The sequence below is a fragment of the Streptomyces sp. NPDC107654 genome (genome assembly GCF_055639035.1).
In genome coordinates this window covers 171,376-188,505 of sequence record NZ_JBVKBI010000007.1, presented here as the reverse complement: position 1 = coordinate 188,505, position 17,130 = coordinate 171,376, and the positions used below count along the sequence as shown (strand labels likewise).

16 protein-coding genes are annotated in these 17,130 nt (G+C 69.0%); 9 read left to right on the top strand and 7 right to left on the bottom strand.

All coding sequences use genetic code 11. The features are described 5' to 3' along the window. Positions 1-30: 30 nt before the first annotated feature. From gyrB to dnaA, 6 genes are all read right to left on the bottom strand, one after another. On the bottom strand, positions 31-2,112 hold the full coding sequence (gene gyrB, locus ACZ7N4_RS15335; RefSeq protein ID WP_471358375.1) for a DNA topoisomerase (ATP-hydrolyzing) subunit B: 2,082 nt from the start codon (positions 2,110-2,112) through the stop codon (positions 31-33). A gap of 395 nt (positions 2,113-2,507) precedes the next feature. Further along, entirely contained in the window at positions 2,508-3,041 is a 534-nt protein-coding gene (locus ACZ7N4_RS15330) for a DciA family protein (RefSeq protein WP_471358372.1), read from the bottom strand. Next, entirely contained in the window at positions 3,038-4,162 is a 1,125-nt protein-coding gene (recF, locus tag ACZ7N4_RS15325; protein ID WP_471358370.1) for a DNA replication/repair protein RecF, read from the bottom strand. The genes ACZ7N4_RS15330 and recF overlap by 4 nt, the downstream gene beginning before the upstream one ends. A gap of 53 nt (positions 4,163-4,215) precedes the next feature. After that, the gene (gene gnd, locus ACZ7N4_RS15320) at positions 4,216-5,091 is read right to left on the bottom strand and encodes a phosphogluconate dehydrogenase (NAD(+)-dependent, decarboxylating) (protein WP_471358367.1); all 876 of its coding nucleotides are present in this window, start codon (positions 5,089-5,091) and stop codon (positions 4,216-4,218) included. A gap of 242 nt (positions 5,092-5,333) precedes the next feature. Then, positions 5,334-6,464: a DNA polymerase III subunit beta gene (gene dnaN, locus ACZ7N4_RS15315; protein WP_059250041.1), complete on the bottom strand. Its 1,131-nt coding sequence runs from the start codon at positions 6,462-6,464 to the stop codon at positions 5,334-5,336. A gap of 1,074 nt (positions 6,465-7,538) precedes the next feature. Next, positions 7,539-9,491 (bottom strand): chromosomal replication initiator protein DnaA, encoded by a 1,953-nt coding sequence (dnaA, locus tag ACZ7N4_RS15310; protein WP_471358365.1) that lies wholly within the window; start codon positions 9,489-9,491, stop codon positions 7,539-7,541. A 396-nt stretch (positions 9,492-9,887) separates the two neighbouring features. Here dnaA and rpmH point away from each other — a divergent pair, with 396 nt between their 5' ends. The 9 genes from rpmH to ACZ7N4_RS15265 all read left to right on the top strand — a co-directional run bounded on the left by rpmH (position 9,888) and on the right by ACZ7N4_RS15265 (position 16,722). Then, positions 9,888-10,025 carry a 50S ribosomal protein L34 gene (gene rpmH, locus ACZ7N4_RS15305; protein WP_003956500.1) on the top strand — a complete coding sequence of 46 codons (138 nt, stop codon included), beginning with the start codon at positions 9,888-9,890 and terminating at the stop codon, positions 10,023-10,025. A gap of 21 nt (positions 10,026-10,046) precedes the next feature. Next, positions 10,047-10,418, top strand: a complete 372-nt coding sequence (rnpA, locus tag ACZ7N4_RS15300; RefSeq protein WP_225100362.1) for a ribonuclease P protein component — start codon at positions 10,047-10,049, stop codon at positions 10,416-10,418. Then, positions 10,415-10,780, top strand: coding sequence for a membrane protein insertion efficiency factor YidD (yidD, locus tag ACZ7N4_RS15295; protein WP_471358360.1), 366 nt, complete (start codon positions 10,415-10,417; stop codon positions 10,778-10,780). The genes rnpA and yidD overlap by 4 nt, the downstream gene beginning before the upstream one ends. 3 nt (positions 10,781-10,783) lie before the next feature. Continuing rightward, positions 10,784-12,067 (top strand): membrane protein insertase YidC, encoded by a 1,284-nt coding sequence (yidC, locus tag ACZ7N4_RS15290; RefSeq protein ID WP_471358358.1) that lies wholly within the window; start codon positions 10,784-10,786, stop codon positions 12,065-12,067. 15 nt (positions 12,068-12,082) lie between these two features. Then, a complete protein-coding gene (locus tag ACZ7N4_RS15285) occupies positions 12,083-12,595 on the top strand; it encodes a Jag family protein (RefSeq protein ID WP_030344365.1) in 513 nt (170 codons plus the stop codon). Positions 12,596-12,711: 116 nt separating this feature from the next. Beyond that, positions 12,712-13,428 carry a 16S rRNA (guanine(527)-N(7))-methyltransferase RsmG gene (gene rsmG, locus ACZ7N4_RS15280; protein WP_467929418.1) on the top strand — a complete coding sequence of 239 codons (717 nt, stop codon included), beginning with the start codon at positions 12,712-12,714 and terminating at the stop codon, positions 13,426-13,428. Between the two features lie 301 nt (positions 13,429-13,729). Beyond that, a complete protein-coding gene (locus ACZ7N4_RS15275) occupies positions 13,730-14,803 on the top strand; it encodes a ParA family protein (protein WP_471358797.1) in 1,074 nt (357 codons plus the stop codon). Then, entirely contained in the window at positions 14,800-15,900 is a 1,101-nt protein-coding gene (locus ACZ7N4_RS15270) for a ParB/RepB/Spo0J family partition protein (RefSeq protein ID WP_471358354.1), read from the top strand. The genes ACZ7N4_RS15275 and ACZ7N4_RS15270 overlap by 4 nt, the downstream gene beginning before the upstream one ends. A 204-nt stretch (positions 15,901-16,104) precedes the next feature. Continuing rightward, complete coding sequence (locus tag ACZ7N4_RS15265) at positions 16,105-16,722, top strand: GNAT family N-acetyltransferase (protein ID WP_471358351.1); 618 nt, start codon at positions 16,105-16,107, stop codon at positions 16,720-16,722. Positions 16,723-16,784: 62 nt separating this feature from the next. On the opposite strand, the gene trxA is transcribed toward ACZ7N4_RS15265, so the two are convergent. After that, positions 16,785-17,117, bottom strand: coding sequence for a thioredoxin (gene trxA, locus ACZ7N4_RS15260; protein ID WP_467905008.1), 333 nt, complete (start codon positions 17,115-17,117; stop codon positions 16,785-16,787). Between the last annotated feature and the right edge of the window lie 13 nt (positions 17,118-17,130).

The window sequence follows — 17,130 nt, the reverse complement described above, 5'->3', positions numbered from 1 at the left end:
TCCTTCCTGGTGCGGTCAGCTGAGACCGACTCAGATGTCGAGGAAGCGGACGTCCTTGGCGTTGCGCTGGATGAACTGGCGCCGGGCCTCGACGTCCTCGCCCATCAGGACCGAGAACAGGTCGTCGGCCTGCGCGGCGTCGTCCAGGGTGACCTGGCCGAGAACGCGGTGCTCCTGGTCCATGGTGGTCACGCGCAGCTCCTCGGCGTTCATCTCGCCGAGACCCTTGAACCGCTGGATCGAGTCCTCGCGGACCCGCTTGCCGCGCTGGCGGCCCATCTCGATCAGCGCGTCACGCTCGCGGTCCGAGTAGGCGTACTCGATGTCGTCCCGGCCCCACTTGATCTTGTACAGCGGGGGACGGGACAGGTACACGTGCCCGGCCTCGACCAGCGGCCGCATGAAGCGGAACAGGAAGGTCAGCAGCAGGGTGCTGATGTGCTGGCCGTCGACGTCGGCGTCCGCCATCAGGATGATCTTGTGGTAGCGGAGCTTCTCGATGTCGAAGTCCTCGTGCACGCCCGTGCCGAAGGCCGAGATCAGCGCCTGGATCTCCTGGTTCTGCAGGATCTTGTCGATCCTGGCCTTCTCCACGTTGAGGATCTTGCCGCGGATCGGGAGGATCGCCTGGTACTGCGGGTTGCGGCCGGACTTGGCCGAGCCGCCGGCGGAGTCACCCTCGACGATGAAGATCTCGCACTTGGTCGGGTCGTTCGACTGGCAGTCGGAGAGCTTGCCCGGCAGCGACGCCGACTCCAGCAGGCCCTTGCGGCGGGTCAGGTCGCGGGCCTTGCGGGCCGCCACGCGCGCGGTGGCCGCCTGGATGCCCTTGCGGACGATGTCCGCGGCCTCGACCGGGTTGCGGTCCAGCCAGTCGTTGAGGTGCTCGTAGACCGCCTTCTGCACGAAGGTCTTGGCCTCCGTGTTGCCCAGCTTGGTCTTCGTCTGGCCCTCGAACTGCGGCTCGCTCAGCTTGACCGAGATGATCGCCGTCAGACCCTCACGGATGTCGTCACCGGTGAGGTTGTCGTCCTTCTCGCGGAGCAGCTTCTTGTCGCGCGCGTACTTGTTGATCAGCGACGTCAGCGCGGCCCGGAAGCCCTCCTCGTGCGTACCGCCCTCGTGGGTGTGGATGATGTTCGCGAAGGAGTACACACCCTCGCTGTAGCCACTGTTCCACTGCATGGCGACCTCGAGGGACAGGCTCTTGTCCCTGTCCTCGGCCTCCAGCGAGACGACCGTCGGGTGAACCGCCTCCCCCTTGCGGGAGTTGAGGTACTTCACGAAGTCGACGATGCCGCCCTCGTAGTGGTACGTGACGGTCTTGACCTCGGCCTTCTCGTCGGCCCCCGCCTCGTCCGCGCCGGCGACCGCCTTCGCCGACTCCCGCTCGTCGGTGAGCCGGATCGTCAGGCCCTTGTTGAGGAACGCCATCTCCTGGAAACGCCTCGACAGCGTCTCGAAGGAGTACTCGGTGGTCTCGAAGATCTCCGGGTCGGCCCAGAAGGTGACCGACGTGCCGGTCTCCTCGATCGCCTCGTGCTTGACGAGGGGCGCCGTCGGCACGCCCATCTTGTAGTCCTGCGTCCAGCGGTGACCGTCGGTCCTCACCTCGACGGCGACCTTGGTCGACAGCGCGTTCACGACGGACACACCGACACCGTGCAGACCACCGGAGACGGCGTACCCGCCGCCGCCGAACTTGCCGCCCGCGTGCAGCACGGTCAGCACGACCTCGAGGGCCGGCTTGCCCTCGGAGGGCACGATGCCCACCGGGATGCCACGGCCGTTGTCGACGACGCGCACGCCGCCGTCGGCGAGGATCGTCACGTCGATGGTGTCCGCGTAACCGGCCAGCGCCTCGTCGACCGAGTTGTCGACGACCTCGTACACCAGGTGGTGCAGACCGCGCTCGCCCGTGGAGCCGATGTACATGCCGGGCCGCTTGCGGACCGCGTCCAGCCCTTCGAGCACGGTGATGGCGCTGGCGTCATAGGACGCGGAGGCCGCGGCGGGCTCCGGGGCCTCGGCGTTCACGCCGGCGTCGGTGGACGGGATGTTCTCGTTGGGGTTGCCGGAATCGGCCACGAAGCGCCCTTTCTGGCACAGCACGAGCCGGGCTCGTCGGCAGGTTGCCGGAGCGGCTGCGGCATGTTGCGTTGGTAAGCCTTGATCAGCGTTGCTCAGCTTTTCCCGGGCGGTCCCCACATTGGGGCGGGATTGTCTTCCAGTCTACCGGTAGCACTGACATCGATGGGGGTTTGCCGGTACCTGAGCCCCCATGTGCCGCCCTCAACCGGTCTCGGCCGGGTCCCGATATGCGGAAGGGGGCTGCGAGGGGCTCACAGCGGCACTCAGCGCTTCGAGCCGTCAACCCTTGGCTACTCCCGGGTCAGATGGCGATCCCCGCCGGGATCCGGGCATGCCGAGACACCCGTACGACGCCCGCACGGAGGGGCGGAAAGAGGTTCGGCGGCACCCTCGCCGACGTCAGGACGTGAGGTACGTCACCCGTACGTATCGCCGGGACCCGTACTCCCCGGGGCCCGCAGCGGGCCGTAGCGGCGGGCAGGGCCGCCCGGGTTCAGCACCTTGATCATCCGGACGGTGCCGTGCCCCAGGTCCTCGTTGAGGCGGGCGACCAACGCGGGCGCCAGGTGGCGCAGCTGGGTGGCCCAGGCCGTCGAGTCGCACTGCACGACCAGCACGCGCTCGTCCTCGTCGTACCGCTGCGGCACACAGTGCTTGGCCAGGTCCTCGCCGACGATCTGCGGCCAGCGGCCCATCACCCCGCCCACCGCGGCCGGCGCCTCCCAGCCCCGCTCGGTGATCAGCCGGTTGATCGCCGCACCGAGCGCCATCGGGTCCCGGCCGTCGGCCCGCGCGCCGGAGCGCAGCCCGCCACCCCTGCGCGCCTGCTTCTTCTGCCGCGCCGCGTCCCCACGCGCGCGTGCCTGCTCCCTCGCCGCGCGCAACGCCACGCGCGCGAGGTCGACACCGGAGGGGTCCTTCTTGTCCGGGGCGGGCTTGTCGGCGCTCATACGCGCTCCACCGCCCCGTCCGCCACCGCGTACCGGGCACCGGCCAGCACGTGCGGCACGTCGTCGTCCACAGCCGCCGTGACCAGCACCTGCTCGCCGGGCGCGACCAGCTCCGCCAGCCGCTCGCGGCGGCGGGCGTCCAGCTCGGCGAAGACGTCGTCCAGGATCAGCACCGGCTCGTTGCCCTCGGCCCGCAACAGGTCGTACGAGGCCAGTCGCAGCGCCAGCGCGTAGGACCAGGACTCGCCGTGCGAGGCGTACCCCTTGGCGGGCAGCTGACCGAGCTTGAGCACCAGGTCGTCCCGGTGCGGGCCGACGAGGGTGACACCCCGCTCGATCTCCTGCTTCCGCGCCTCCGCCAACGCCGCCGTCAGCTGCGCGTACAGCTCCTCGCGCGTGTGCGCCTCACCCGGCGCCGACGGCTTGTACTCCAGCGCCACCGGACCGCCGCCGGGAGCCAGCTGCTCGTACGCCTTGTCGGCCAGCGGCCGCAGCGCGGCGATCAGATCCATCCGCTGCGCCAGCAGCTCCGCGCCCGCGCGCGCGAGGTGCTGGTCCCACACGTCGAGCGTGGAGAGGTCCGTCCCCGTCCGGCCGCCGTGCCGCCGCGCGAGGGCAGCGGTCTTCAGCAGGGTGTTGCGCTGCTTGAGCACCCGCTCGTAGTCGGAGCGGACCCCCGCCATCCGCGGCGACCGTGCGGTGATCAGCTCGTCCAGGAACCGCCGCCGCTCGCCCGGGTCCCCCTTGACGAGGGCGAGGTCCTCGGGCGCGAACAGCACGGTCCGTACGATCCCCAGCACGTCCCGCGGCCTGACCTGCGAGGACCGGTTGACGCGGGCGCGGTTGGCCTTCCCCGGGTTCAGCTCCAGCTCGATCAGCTGCTGCCGCTCGCCCTGCCGGATCTGCGCCCGGATCACCGCCCGCTCGGCGCCCATGCGCACCAGGGGCGCGTCGGAGGCGACCCGGTGGCTGCCGAGCGTCGCCAGGTACCCGACCGCCTCCACGAGGTTGGTCTTGCCCTGCCCGTTGGGGCCGACGAAGGCGGTGACACCCGGGTCGAGCGGAACCTCGGCCCGGGCGTACGAGCGGAAGTCGGCCAGCGAGAGATGCGTGACGTGCATGGTCGTGCGCCGACCTCCCCCAGGGTTGTGGATCGCGGGGGCGACCCTGTGGACTACTTCTTCTCTACGGCGTGACCGCCGAACTGGTTGCGCAGCGCGGCGATCATCTTCATCTGCGGCGAGTCCTCCTGACGGGAGGCGAACCGAGCGAACAGCGACGCGGTGATCGCCGGCAGCGGAACCGCGTTGTCGATGGCGGCCTCCACAGTCCAGCGTCCCTCGCCGGAGTCCTGTGCATAACCGCGCAGGCCGTCCAGGTGCTCGTCCTCGTCGAGGGCGTTGACCGCGAGGTCCAGCAGCCAGGACCGGATGACGGTGCCCTCCTGCCACGACCGGAACACCTCGCGGACGTCCGTGACGGAGTCGACCTTCTCCAGCAGCTCCCAGCCCTCGGCGTAGGCCTGCATCATGGCGTACTCGATGCCGTTGTGGACCATCTTCGCGAAGTGGCCCGCGCCGACCTTGCCCGCGTGCACCGCACCGAAGTCGCCCTCCGGCTTCAGCGCGTCGAAGACCGGCTGCACCTTGGCGACGTGCTCGGCGTCGCCGCCGTACATCAGCGCGTACCCGTTCTCCAGGCCCCAGACGCCGCCGGAGACGCCGCAGTCCACGAAGCCTATGCCCTTGGCGGCCAGCTGCTCGGCGTGCTTCTCGTCGTCCGTCCAGCGGGAGTTGCCGCCGTCCACGACCACGTCGCCGGGCTGCAGCAGCTCGGCGAGCTGGTCGACGGTCGACTGGGTGGGCTCGCCGGCCGGGACCATCACCCAGACCACGCGCGGGCCGCTGAGCTTGCCCACAAGCTCTTCCAGGCTGTGGACGTCCGCGACGTCCGCGTTGCGGTCGTATCCGATGACGGTGTGGCCCGCGCGGCGGATCCGCTCGCGCATGTTGCCGCCCATCTTGCCGAGGCCGACGAGACCGAGCTCCATCAGTTGTGTCCTTAGGTCGCTGTGTGGCGTGACAGGCACCGCAGTGCCGAGCCGAGCCTAAACCCGACCATGCCTGCACAGCTGTGGGCATACGCGCTCATGCGATGCCCCGCTGACCTGCGAGGACGTGACTGCGGCCCGCCGAAGCGACGGGCGCCCGACCGGCCTTGCACAGTTCCGGGTATCCACACCGGGCACCCGGAACCGTCCACAGCTGTGGAGAACCTCGGCCACCGGGAACGTCAGCCGCTGAGCCGCACCGGCATGATCAGGTACTTGTACGCGTCGTCGGCCTCGGCGTCCACCGCCGGCTTGCCGCTGAGCAGCGCCGGCTTCGTGGACGTGGTGAACGACAGCTGCGCCACCGGCGAGTCGATCGCGCTCAGACCGTCCAGCAGGAACGTGGGGTTGAAGGCGATCGAGATGTCGTCGCCCTCCAGCTGCGCGTCGACCCTTTCCACAGCCTGTGCGTCGTCGCTCGACCCGGCCTCCAGGATCAGCACGCCCTGCTCGAAGCTCAGCCGGACCGGCGTGTTCCGCTCGGCCACCAGCGCCACACGCTTCACGGCCTCCACGAACGGCGCGGTCTCGATCACGGCGACGGAGTTGAACTCGGTCGGGAACAGCGTCCGGTACTTCGGCAGGTCGCCCTCGAGCAGGCGCGTCGTCGTACGCCGCCCGGCGCCCTCGAAGCCGATCAGGCCCTCACCGGCACCGGAACCGGACAGCGCCAGCGTGACGCTGTCCCCGGCGCCCAGTGACTTCGCGGTGTCCAGCAGCGTCTTGGCCGGGACCAGGGCGACGGCGGAGGCGTCCGGGTTCTCCGGCTTCCACAGGAACTCGCGGACCGCGAAGCGGTAGCGGTCGGTGGAGGCCAGGGTGACCGTGTCGCCCTCGATCTCGATGCGCACACCCGTGAGCACCGGCAGCGTGTCGTCCCGGCCGGCCGCGATGGCCACCTGGGAGACGGCGGCGGCGAAGACCTCGCCGGGCACCGTGCCGGTCGCGTTCGGCATCTGCGGCAGCGCCGGGTACTCCTCCACGGGCAGGGTGTGGAGGGTGAACCGCGAGGAGCCGCACACCACGGTCGCCCGTACACCGTCTGTGGAAATCTCCACCGGGCGGTTGGGGAGGGCTCGGGAGATGTCGGCGAGCAGCCGGCCGGAGACGAGGACGGTGCCCTCCTCCTCGACCTCCGCCTCGACGTTCACACGCGCGGAGACCTCGTAGTCGAAGCTCGACAGGCTCAGCTGACCGTCCTCCGCCTTCAGCAGCAGGCCGGCGAGGACAGGCGCCGGCGGACGGGCCGGGAGGCTGCGTGCCGCCCAGGCCACTGCCTCCGCGAGTACGTCGCGTTCCACCCGGATCTTCACCGTAAGCCGCCTCCTGCTGTTGCTACTGAGTCCTCCGACTCGGTGTCACGCCCCACTGCGACGGGGAGGACACCGGGGACCAGTCTGACGCACGGCACTGACAGTAGGTGCCCGTCGGGGTCAAGTCGGTCCGAGGGGCAGCCGGGCGCGAAGCAGCGAGTTGTGCACAGGCCCCGCTTCAAAGCGATTCCCGAGCCTTCTCTAGTCGGGAGTAGTAGTAGGGCCTGTGGATACCGTGGATAACCACGTTTGCCCAGCTCAGCGCAGCTTTTTTATCCACCGACCCTGTGGGTGGAGGCGGTGGACAACCGGGGCCTTCTGTGGAGAACAGAAAGTTCTGCACACGGCGCCCACAGGCTGAGGGCAGTTCTCCCCAGCTGTGTCCCCAGGAATACCCCGGTTTCCCACACCCCAACCCGGCAACTTCCTGTGACGCCTTTCACTCGAAGCCGTGAGTGGGGGCGTCGGGTTGCCGAACAGTGGACAGCGCTGTGGAGAAGGGGCCGATCGCTGGGGACAACCGCCCCCAACCTGTGGGGCGACGGTGGACAACTCCGCGGCCGGGTTGTTGATCTTGGCGTTGTCCACAGCCTGTGGAGATCGTTCGTCCACGATTCCACAGGCCTCTGAGCTGCGCAGAAGCCGCGGAGCCAGCTTCCCTGTGGACACAGTTCGGGACAACTCCGCAGTCCCCAGGATGTGGACGGAAGAAAGTCACCGAATCTGTGGAGAGTGGCCGTAACCCGGCAAGTAATCGAACACCGGATGACGCCGGAGGAACCCCCCCGGCCCGCCAGGTGTGCTTCCCGGGGGCACTGGAGGCCCCGTCGAGGGCGCTGCGCGGCACCGCGGGGTCGCTGGGAGTGACCGTGAGCGCCGCCGCGGGGCAACGCTGACTGCCGCTCAGGGGGGCAGGGTGGTCGTGGTGCACTCGGAGTCGCCCTGGGGCCGTCGCAGGGGCGTTGCGGGGCCGTTGCGGGGCCGCTCGGACTGCTCCCGGGGATGCGAAAGGGCGCCCCGGAAGCGTGTCCCGGGGCGCCCTACGGCGTGGCGCGTCGCAGTACGGCCGTGGCTTCAGCCGTTCTTGATGCGGTTGGTCAGCTCGGTGACCTGGTTGTAGATCGAGCGCCGCTCGGCCATCAGCGCCCGGATCTTCCGGTCGGCGTGCATGACCGTCGTATGGTCCCGCCCCCCGAACTGCGCCCCGATCTTCGGCAGCGACAGGTCCGTCAGCTCCCGGCATAGGTACATGGCGATCTGCCGGGCCGTGACCAGCTGCCGGCCCCGCGAGCTGCCGCACAGGTCCTCGACCGTGAGCCCGAAGTAGTCCGCGGTCGCCGCCATGATGGCCGTCGCGGTGATCTCCGGCGTCGAGTCCTCGCCCCCGGGGATCAGGTCCTTCAGGACGATCTCGGTCAGGCCCAGGTCCACCGGCTGCCGGTTGAGCGAGGCGAACGCCGTCACCCGGATCAGCGCGCCCTCCAGCTCACGGATGTTGCGCGAGATGCGGGAGGCGATGAACTCCAGCACCTCCGGCGGGGCGTTGAGCTGCTCCTGCACCGCCTTCTTGCGGAGGATCGCGATACGCGTCTCCAGCTCCGGCGGCTGGACGTCGGTGATCAGGCCCCACTCGAAACGGTTGCGCAGCCGGTCCTCCAGCGTGACCAGCTGCTTGGGCGGCCGGTCGCTGGAGAGCACGATCTGCTTGTTGGCGTTGTGGAGCGTGTTGAAGGTGTGGAAGAACTCCTCCTGCGTCGACTCCTTGTCCGCGAGGAACTGGATGTCGTCGACGAGCAGGATGTCCATCTCGCGGTACCGCTTGCGGAAGCTGTCGCCCTTGCCGTCGCGGATGGAGTTGATGAACTCGTTGGTGAACTCCTCCGAGCTGACGTAGCGCACGCGCGTGCCCGGGTAGAGGCTGCGCGCGTAGTGCCCGATCGCGTGCAGCAGGTGCGTCTTGCCGAGCCCGGACTCCCCGTAGATGAACAGGGGGTTGTACGCCTTCGCGGGTGCCTCGGCGACCGCGACCGCAGCCGCGTGCGCGAAGCGGTTGGAGGCGCCGATGACGAACGTGTCGAACAGGTACTTCGGGTTCAGGCGCGCGGTCGGCTCACCGGGGCCGCTCGCCGGCGCCGGCTGCGCGGCCAGCGGACCGGGGGCGCCGGTCGAGGGCATGTCCGGACGGCCGGGGCCGCCCCGGTGCGCCGGCGGCTCGGACAGCTCACGGCGGACCGGGTCACGCTGGTCGTACTCGGTCCGGGCCGGCTCGTAGTCGGAGCGCGCGGAGTCGTAGTCCGGGCGGGAGGGTTCGTACTCCCCGCGCGGGGTGTCGTAGTCACCGCGCTGCTGCTCGTACGACGGCCGGTCCATGCCCTTCGGGCGGTAGTCCTGGGAGGACGAGCCGTAGGGGTCCGCGCCGGAGCCGTAGGAGTCCTGGGACGACGGCGAGGCGTACGGATCCCGCTCGGGGAAACCGAGCCGGGGCTGCTGCCAGCCGTAGTCGTCCTGGCCGGAGCGCGGCCAGGCGCCGGGCTCGGGGCGGCGGTACTCGGACGGATAGGCCGGGCGGACGGTCGGGAGCTGGTCCGGGCGGGCCGGCGGGCGCTCGGTACGCGGCTCGGTGCCCGGCGACTGCTCGGCACCGCGGTGGCGGCCGTAGCCCTCGTACGGCCCGGAGGGCAGCTCCGGCTCCTCGTAGCGCGGCTTCGGGGCCTGCTGGGCGGGCGGTGTCGCGGGGGCCGGCGGTTCGCCCGCCGAGTCGTCCACGGTGATGGCGATCCGGATGGGACGGCCGCACTCACGGCTCAGGGTCTCGCTCACGACGGGTGCGAGACGGCCCTCCAGTACGTTCTTCGCGAATTCGTTCGGCACGGCGAGCAGAGCGGTGTCCGCGACCAGCGCGAGGGGCTGGCAGCGCCGGATCCAGTGCTCGTCCTTCGTCTCCACACCCTGTCCGCGGCCCTCGCCGAGGAGCTGCTCCAGTACGCGTGGCCACACTGCGGCAAGATCGGCAGGTACGTCAGCCACAGGGCACGCTCTCTCACAGGTCCCACGAACGTGTGGTTCGAAGGACGGGTCGGGATGAAATCCGGGTGGGTGGGCGGGGGCGGTCCCGCTCGGGCGGGGACAAAGGAACGAATCGGAGTCCAGCCACGGTAGTCAGCGCGGCGGGTACGGTTCAAGTTGTTGTCCCCAGCCTGTGGACAGTGTCTCCCGCCGCCCCCGGTTTGACCGAATGGCGTAGCCCCGCGTACCGTAACCAGGTCGAGTTGTCGATGGCTGCTGCCGCCTGCCTCCGATGGGCACAGGTCACGTCAGGTGATCGGGAAGCGGTGCAATCGGGCGTGACGCGAGCTACTCGTGGGCGCACGGTGACAGCCAGGACGGCACCCCGCCACTACCGATTCTTTCTGGAGCCCCCGAGTGAGCAAGCGCACCTTCCAGCCGAACAACCGTCGTCGCGCGAAGACCCACGGCTTCCGGCTGCGTATGCGCACCCGTGCCGGCCGCGCGATTCTCGCGTCCCGCCGTAGCAAGGGTCGCGCCCGTCTGTCCGCCTGATCCCGATCAGGTCATGACGTCGTGCTGCCCACCGAGAACCGGCTGAGGCGGCGCGAGGACTTCGCGACCGCGGTACGACGGGGTCGTCGGGCCGGACGCCCGACCCTCGTCGTCCACCTTCGTAGCGGTGCCACGGACCCGCACGCGCCTGGGGAGAGCGCTCCCCCGACGCGTGCGGGTTTCGTCGTGAGCAAGGCTGTGGGTGGCGCGGTCGTGCGCAACACAGTGAAGCGCAGACTGCGCCATCTGATGCGTGACCGAGTCGCCCTGTTCCCCCCCGGTAGCCTGGTAGTCGTACGAGCGCTGCCCGGATCGGGCGACGCAGACCACGCACAGCTGGCCCGAGACCTGGACGCCGCTCTTGAGCGGCTGCTGGGAGGGGGCGCGCGATGAAGTACCCACTACTGGCCCTGATCAAGCTGTACCAGTGGACGATCAGTCCGCTGCTGGGGCCGGTGTGCAAGTACTACCCGTCGTGCTCCCACTACGGCTACACGGCCATCGACCGGCACGGTGCGATCAAGGGCACGGCACTCACCGCCTGGCGCATCCTCCGGTGCAATCCGTGGTCGCTGGGTGGTGTGGACCATGTTCCGCCGCGTAAGCGCCCGCGGTGGCACGACATACTGCGCAACGCGTGGCGCGCACGCAGGGGCGGGCCCTCCGCCGCCGAACCGGCCACCGGAGCGAATCTTGCTTCCGAGTCTCCTTCGAGCCCGGCCGCAGAGACCTCGTCCCATGCCCAAGGAGCATGATTAGTGGACACGATTGCCAGCCTTTTCAGTTTCATCACCTGGCCCGTCTCCTGGGTCATCGTCCAGTTCCACAAGGTGTACGGGGCGATCTTCGGCCCTGACACCGGATGGGCCTGGGGCCTGTCCATCGTGTCCCTGGTGATCCTGATCCGCATCTGCCTGATCCCGCTCTTCGTGAAGCAGATCAAGTCGACTCGCGCGATGCAGACGCTCCAGCCGGAGATGAAGAAGATCCAGGAGCGCTACAAGAACGACCGGCAGCGTCAGTCCGAAGAGATGATGAAGCTGTACAAGGAGACGGGCACCAACCCGCTCTCCTCGTGCCTTCCCATCCTGGCGCAGTCCCCGTTCTTCTTCGCCCTGTACCACGTGCTCAACGGCATCGCGACGGGCAAGACGATCGGCGTCATCAACGAGCCGCTGCTCGCCAGCGCCCGTCACGCCCACATCTTCGGCGCCCCGCTGGCCGCCAAGTTCTTCAGCAGCGAGAGCCAGATCACCGCCCTCGGCGCCTCGCTGACCGACGTCCGCGTCGTCACCGCGATCATGATCGTGCTGATGTCGGCGTCGCAGTTCTACACGCAGCGCCAGCTGATGACGAAGAACGTCGACACCACCGTGAAGACGCCGTTCATGCAGCAGCAGAAGATGCTGATGTACGTCTTCCCGGTCATGTTCGCCGTCTTCGGTGTGAACTTCCCGGTCGGTGTCCTCGTCTACTGGCTGACCACCAACGTGTGGACCATGGGCCAGCAGATGTACGTCATCCACAACAACCCGACCCCGGGTTCCAAGGCACAGGCCGCCTACCTGGAGCGCCTGACCAAGCACGTCACGCAGCACGGCAAGATCCGCCGGCGCAGCGAGAAGGTCATCGTCAAGGCGATCGTCACCAAGGGCCGCGACCGCAACGAGTTCGAGCGCAAGTTCATCAACGCGCTGAACAAGGCCGGCCTCGTCGCCCAGGCCGACGGCACCGTGACCAGGAGCACGGCCCAGGCCGCGGAGCAGAGCGAGGAAGGCGCGGTCACCGGCACCGGCACCGCCACGGCCACGGCCGCCGCCGCCCGGCGCCAGCAGCCCAAGCGCCAGAGCAAGTCCCAGCGTCAGTCGGGCGGGCCCAAGCAGGCGGGCGACACCCCGTCGCTGGAGAAGTCCGACGAGCCGCAGGACGCCCGGTCCGCTGCCCAGCAGCCCCAGAAGTCCGGCTCCGGCACCCGTAGCAAGGCCCAGTCCGGCCAGCGCAAGGGTGGCCCGCAGCGGCCCAAGTCCCCGTCCAAGAAGTAAGAAGGAGCCCATCCCGTGACGGAAGGCACCACCTCCGCCGCTGCCGAGGGTGCAGACACCCTCACTCGCCTGGAGCAGGAGGGCGAGATCGCGGCGGACTACCTGGAGGGTCTGCTGGACATCGCCGACCTCGACGGCGACATCGACATGGACGTCGAGGCCGACCGCGCCTCCGTGTCGATCATCAGCGACACCGGCAGCCGTGACCTGCAGAAGCTGGTCGGCCGGGACGGCGAGGTGCTGGAGGCGCTGCAGGAGCTGACGCGCCTGGCGGTGCACCGGGAGACCGGCGACCGCAGCCGGCTGATGCTGGACATCGCGGAGTACCGGGCCAAGAAGCGGTCCGAGCTGTCCGAGCTGGGTGCCAAGGCCGCCGCCGAGGTGAAGAGCAGCGGCGAGCCCGTGAAGCTCAAGCCGATGACGCCGTTCGAGCGCAAGGTCGTGCACGACGCGGTCAAGGCCGCGGGACTGCGCAGCGAGTCCGAGGGCGAGGAGCCGCAGCGCTTCGTCGTCGTACTGCCCGCCTGATCGGCCCCCTCGATTCACCGGCCCCGTCTGCCCGCAGACGGGGCCGAACTTTGTCAGCCTGGTAGTTCTGGTGGCCGGCGCGCGAAGCGCCGGCGCTGTACGGAAGGACGGTCCCCGTGACGGAGGCAGCGGAGCTTCCCCCCGCGCCCGAGCAGGCGCGGGAAGTGTTCGGCGATCGCTTCGCCGATGCGGTGCGCTATGCGGAGCTGCTCGCCGAGGCGGGTGTGCAGCGGGGCCTGATCGGCCCGCGGGAAGTGCCCCGCCTGTGGGAGCGGCACCTGTTGAACTGTGCGGTGCTCTCCGAGGCCGTCCCCGAAGGGGTGACGGTCTGCGACGTGGGCTCCGGTGCCGGGCTGCCGGGCATCCCGCTGGCCCTGGTCCGCGACGACCTGAACATCACCCTGCTCGAGCCGCTGCTGCGGCGCACCAACTTCCTCAGCGAGGTCGTGGAGCTGCTCGGCCTGGATCATGTGACCGTGGTGCGCGGCCGCGCCGAGGAGGTCATGGGCAAGCTGCCGCCGGTCCATGTGGTGACCGCCCGTGCCGTGGCCCCGCTGGACCGCCTGGCCACCTGGGGCATCCCGCTGCTGCGTCCGTACGGCGAGATGCTCGCGCTCAAGGGCGACACCGCCGAGGAGGAGCTGAAGGCCGCTGCCACCGCGCTCAGCAAGCTCGGTGCCGTGGAGACCTCCATCCTGCATGTGGGTGAGGGCGTGGTGGACCCGCCGTCCACGGTCGTACGGGTCGAGGTCGGCGAGAGCCCGGGTGGTGTGCGCTTCGCCGCGAAGCGTGCCAAGGCCGCGCGGACAGGACGGGCACGTCGGCGTCGCTGATCCGTCCTGACGACGAGACGTACTCCACACAAGCTGCCAAACCTGGGCAAGCCGGAGTGTCGCGAAGGTCCGGCCACAGCCGCTGTGCATCGTGTTTCACGTGAAACGTCGCTCACTGCTGCACGGCATCATCAGTCGTGGCCGCGCCGCGGCCGAACCTCGCGACCGGAAGCCTCTCGGTTCCCTCCGTGAAGGCTCTGTCTCTCCGGAGACCCCGTCCCCCTCAAGGGGCATGGAGTTGTCCACAGAGGTGGATTTCTCCACAGAAGACCGGACCTCACTGGTTCACGACCCCGATGGCATGGGAGGCTCTGTTCATTGCGAGCCTGAAGTCGAGGAGAGTGAATCCTTGCGGTCCGACGCCAACATCGCGGGACCGATGACCGATCCGGTCCCCGGTCCCCGTACCGAGTCGATGGGGGCGGATGTTTCACGTGAAACACCGCCTCCGATGGACGACACTCCCATCGGTCGTGCGGCCCAACTGGCGGTGGAGGCTCTCGGCCGCGCCGGCGAAGGCCTGCCACGCCCGGAGCAGACCCGAATCATCGTGGTCGCCAACCAGAAGGGTGGCGTGGGCAAGACGACGACGACCGTCAACCTTGCCGCATCGCTGGCGCTGCACGGTGGCCGTGTTCTGGTGATCGACCTCGACCCCCAGGGCAACGCGTCCACGGCGCTCGGGATCGACCACCACGCCGAAGTGCCGTCCATCTATGACGTGTTGGTCGAGAGCAGGCCGCTCGCCGAGGTCGTCCAGCCCGTTCCTGATGTGGAAGGCCTCTTCTGCGCCCCCGCCACCATCGACCTCGCCGGTGCGGAGATCGAGCTGGTGTCCCTGGTGGCCCGGGAGAGCCGGCTGCAGCGCGCCATCCAGGCGTACGAGCAGCCGTTGGACTACATCCTCATCGACTGCCCGCCCTCGCTCGGCCTGCTGACGGTCAACGCGCTCGTCGCGGGCGCCGAAGTCCTCATCCCGATCCAGTGCGAGTACTACGCACTGGAGGGCCTCGGCCAACTCCTGCGCAACGTCGACCTGGTACGGGGGCACCTCAACCCCACCCTGCATGTGTCGACCATCCTGCTCACCATGTACGACGGCCGGACGCGTCTTGCTTCCCAGGTCGCGGAAGAGGTGCGCACCCACTTCGGCGACGAGGTGCTGCGGACGAGCATTCCCCGCTCCGTCCGTATCTCCGAGGCGCCGAGTTACGGGCAGACGGTGCTGACTTACGATCCAGGATCGAGCGGCGCCCTCTCGTATCTTGAGGCGGCCAGAGAAATCGCGCTGAAGGGCATCGGCATCAGCTACGACGCCGGCCAGGCCCACATCGGCGCTCAGAAAGACCCGAGCATGGTGGAGGGGATCCAGTGAGCGATCGACGGAGGGGGCTGGGCCGTGGTCTCGGCGCACTGATCCCCGCTGCCCCGACCGAGAAGACCCCGGCCCCGGCGGCGATGGGGGGCGGAGCATCCGCCTCTCCCGCGGCCGTGCCGGTGCTGACGACCGACCGCGGAGTGGCCGCGGCCAAGGTGGCCACGCTGCCGCCGGTGGCACAGGAGACCGAGGCGATCCAGACAAGCCCGGCCGCCGAAGTGCCCGCGCCTCCGATGGGGGCCCACTTCGCCGAGATTCCCCTCGACGCCATCACGCCGAACCCACGCCAGCCGCGTGAGATCTTCGACGAGGACGCGCTGCAGGAGCTGGTCACCTCCATCAAGGAGGTCGGTCTTCTGCAGCCCGTCGTGGTGCGGCAGCTGGGACCCGGCCGCTATGAGCTGATCATGGGCGAGCGCCGCTGGCGCGCGTGCCGCGAGGCCGGCCTGGAGGCCATCCCGGCGATCGTCCGGGCCACGGATGACGAGAAGCTCCTCCTGGACGCGTTGCTGGAGAACCTGCACCGCGCGCAGCTGAACCCGATTGAAGAGGCCGCTGCCTACGATCAGCTGCTGAAGGACTTCAACTGCACCCATGATCAGCTGGCCGACCGGATCGGGCGTTCCCGCCCGCAGGTCTCCAACACCCTGCGGCTGCTGAAGCTCTCACCGACCGTCCAGAAGCGAGTAGCCGCCGGGGTGCTCTCGGCCGGCCATGCCCGGGCGCTGCTGTCTGTCGAGGACTCGGAGGAGCAGGACCGTCTGGCGCACCGGATCGTGGCCGAGGGGCTCTCGGTGCGGTCTGTGGAAGAGATCGTGACGCTGATGGGCTCGCGCCCGCAGAAGGCCTCGCGTTCCCGGGGCCCGCGAGCCGGTTCCGTGCCCTCTCCCGCGCTGAGCGAGCTGGCCACGCGGCTCTCGGACCGCTTCGAGACGCGGGTGAAGGTCGAGCTGGGCCAGAAGAAGGGCAAGATCACCGTCGAGTTCGCCTCCGCGGACGACCTCGAAAGGATCCTCAGCACGCTCGCCCCCGGCGAGAAGCTGGCCCTCCAGAAGAGCCTCCAGGGGAGCGACGGCGAGGAGCCGCAGGACTGACCTCGGCCGGTGCCACCCGGCGAGTCGGCGGAGCGGATCGTGTCCGGTGTGTACCGGAACACGATCCGCTCTTTGCTTTGAGGCGGTATCGAGTGAATCGCATCGTGGATACGATGCGATCAGACAGGGCACATCCATCGGACACCGTCTGCCCGTTCGGACAGCCGTTCGCGTGACGGGCGAAGGAAGCGAGGATCAGCCTCCATGGGGCGTCGGCTCGTGCCGCTCACGCTGGACAACCTTCAGGACCTTCCCCATCGCTGCCGCTCATGCGTCTTCTGGGAACTGGACCCGGTCAGCGGCGAAGCAGCGGTGAAGGCGGGCACCTCCGCGCAGGAGAAGGAAGCCTGGATCTCCGCCGTTCTGCTGGACTGGGGGTCGTGCGGCCGTGTGGTGTACGTCGATGACGTACCGGTGGGCTTCGTGCTCTACGCTCCGCCGGCCTACGTCCCCCGCTCGACGGCGTTTCCCACGAGCCCGGTGTCGCCGGACGCCGTCCAGCTGATCACGGCCTTCGTCATGCCGGGCTATCAGGGGCAGGGGCTGGGCCGGGTGCTGGTGCAGACGGTCGCCAAGGATCTGCTGCGCCGGGGCTTCAAGGCGATCGAGGCGTTCGGAGACGCCCGGTGGAAGGAGCCCGCCTGCGTGCTGCCCGCCGACCATCTGCTGGCTGTGGGCTTCAAGACGGTACGCCAGCATCCGTCGCATCCCCGGATGCGGCTGGAGCTGCGGTCCACGCTCTCCTGGAAGGAAGACGTGGAAATGGCGCTCGACCGGCTCCTGGGGGCGGTCCAGAAGGAGCCGGCGCTGCGGCCGCTCTAGTCCGTTCTACGCGAATGGGCCAACCCCGACGGGGTTGGCCCATTCGCGTTTCACGTGAAACATCACTCCGCGATGAACTCCTCGAGGTCACGGAGAAGCGCGGCCTTCGGCTTGGCACCGACGATGGTCTTGGTGACCTCGCCGCCCTGGTAGACGTTCAGGGTCGGGATGGACATGACGCCGTACTTCGCGGCCGTGCCCGGGTTCTCGTCGATGTTCAGCTTGACGATCTCGATCTTGTCACCGTGCTCGGCAGCGATCGCCTCCAACGACGGAGCGATCTGGCGGCACGGGCCGCACCACTCCGCCCAGAAGTCGACGAGGACGGGCTTGTCGTTCTTGAGGACTTCCTGATCGAAGGAGTCGTCGGTAACAATCTTCAGGTTGCCGGCCACGGGGGGCTCCTTA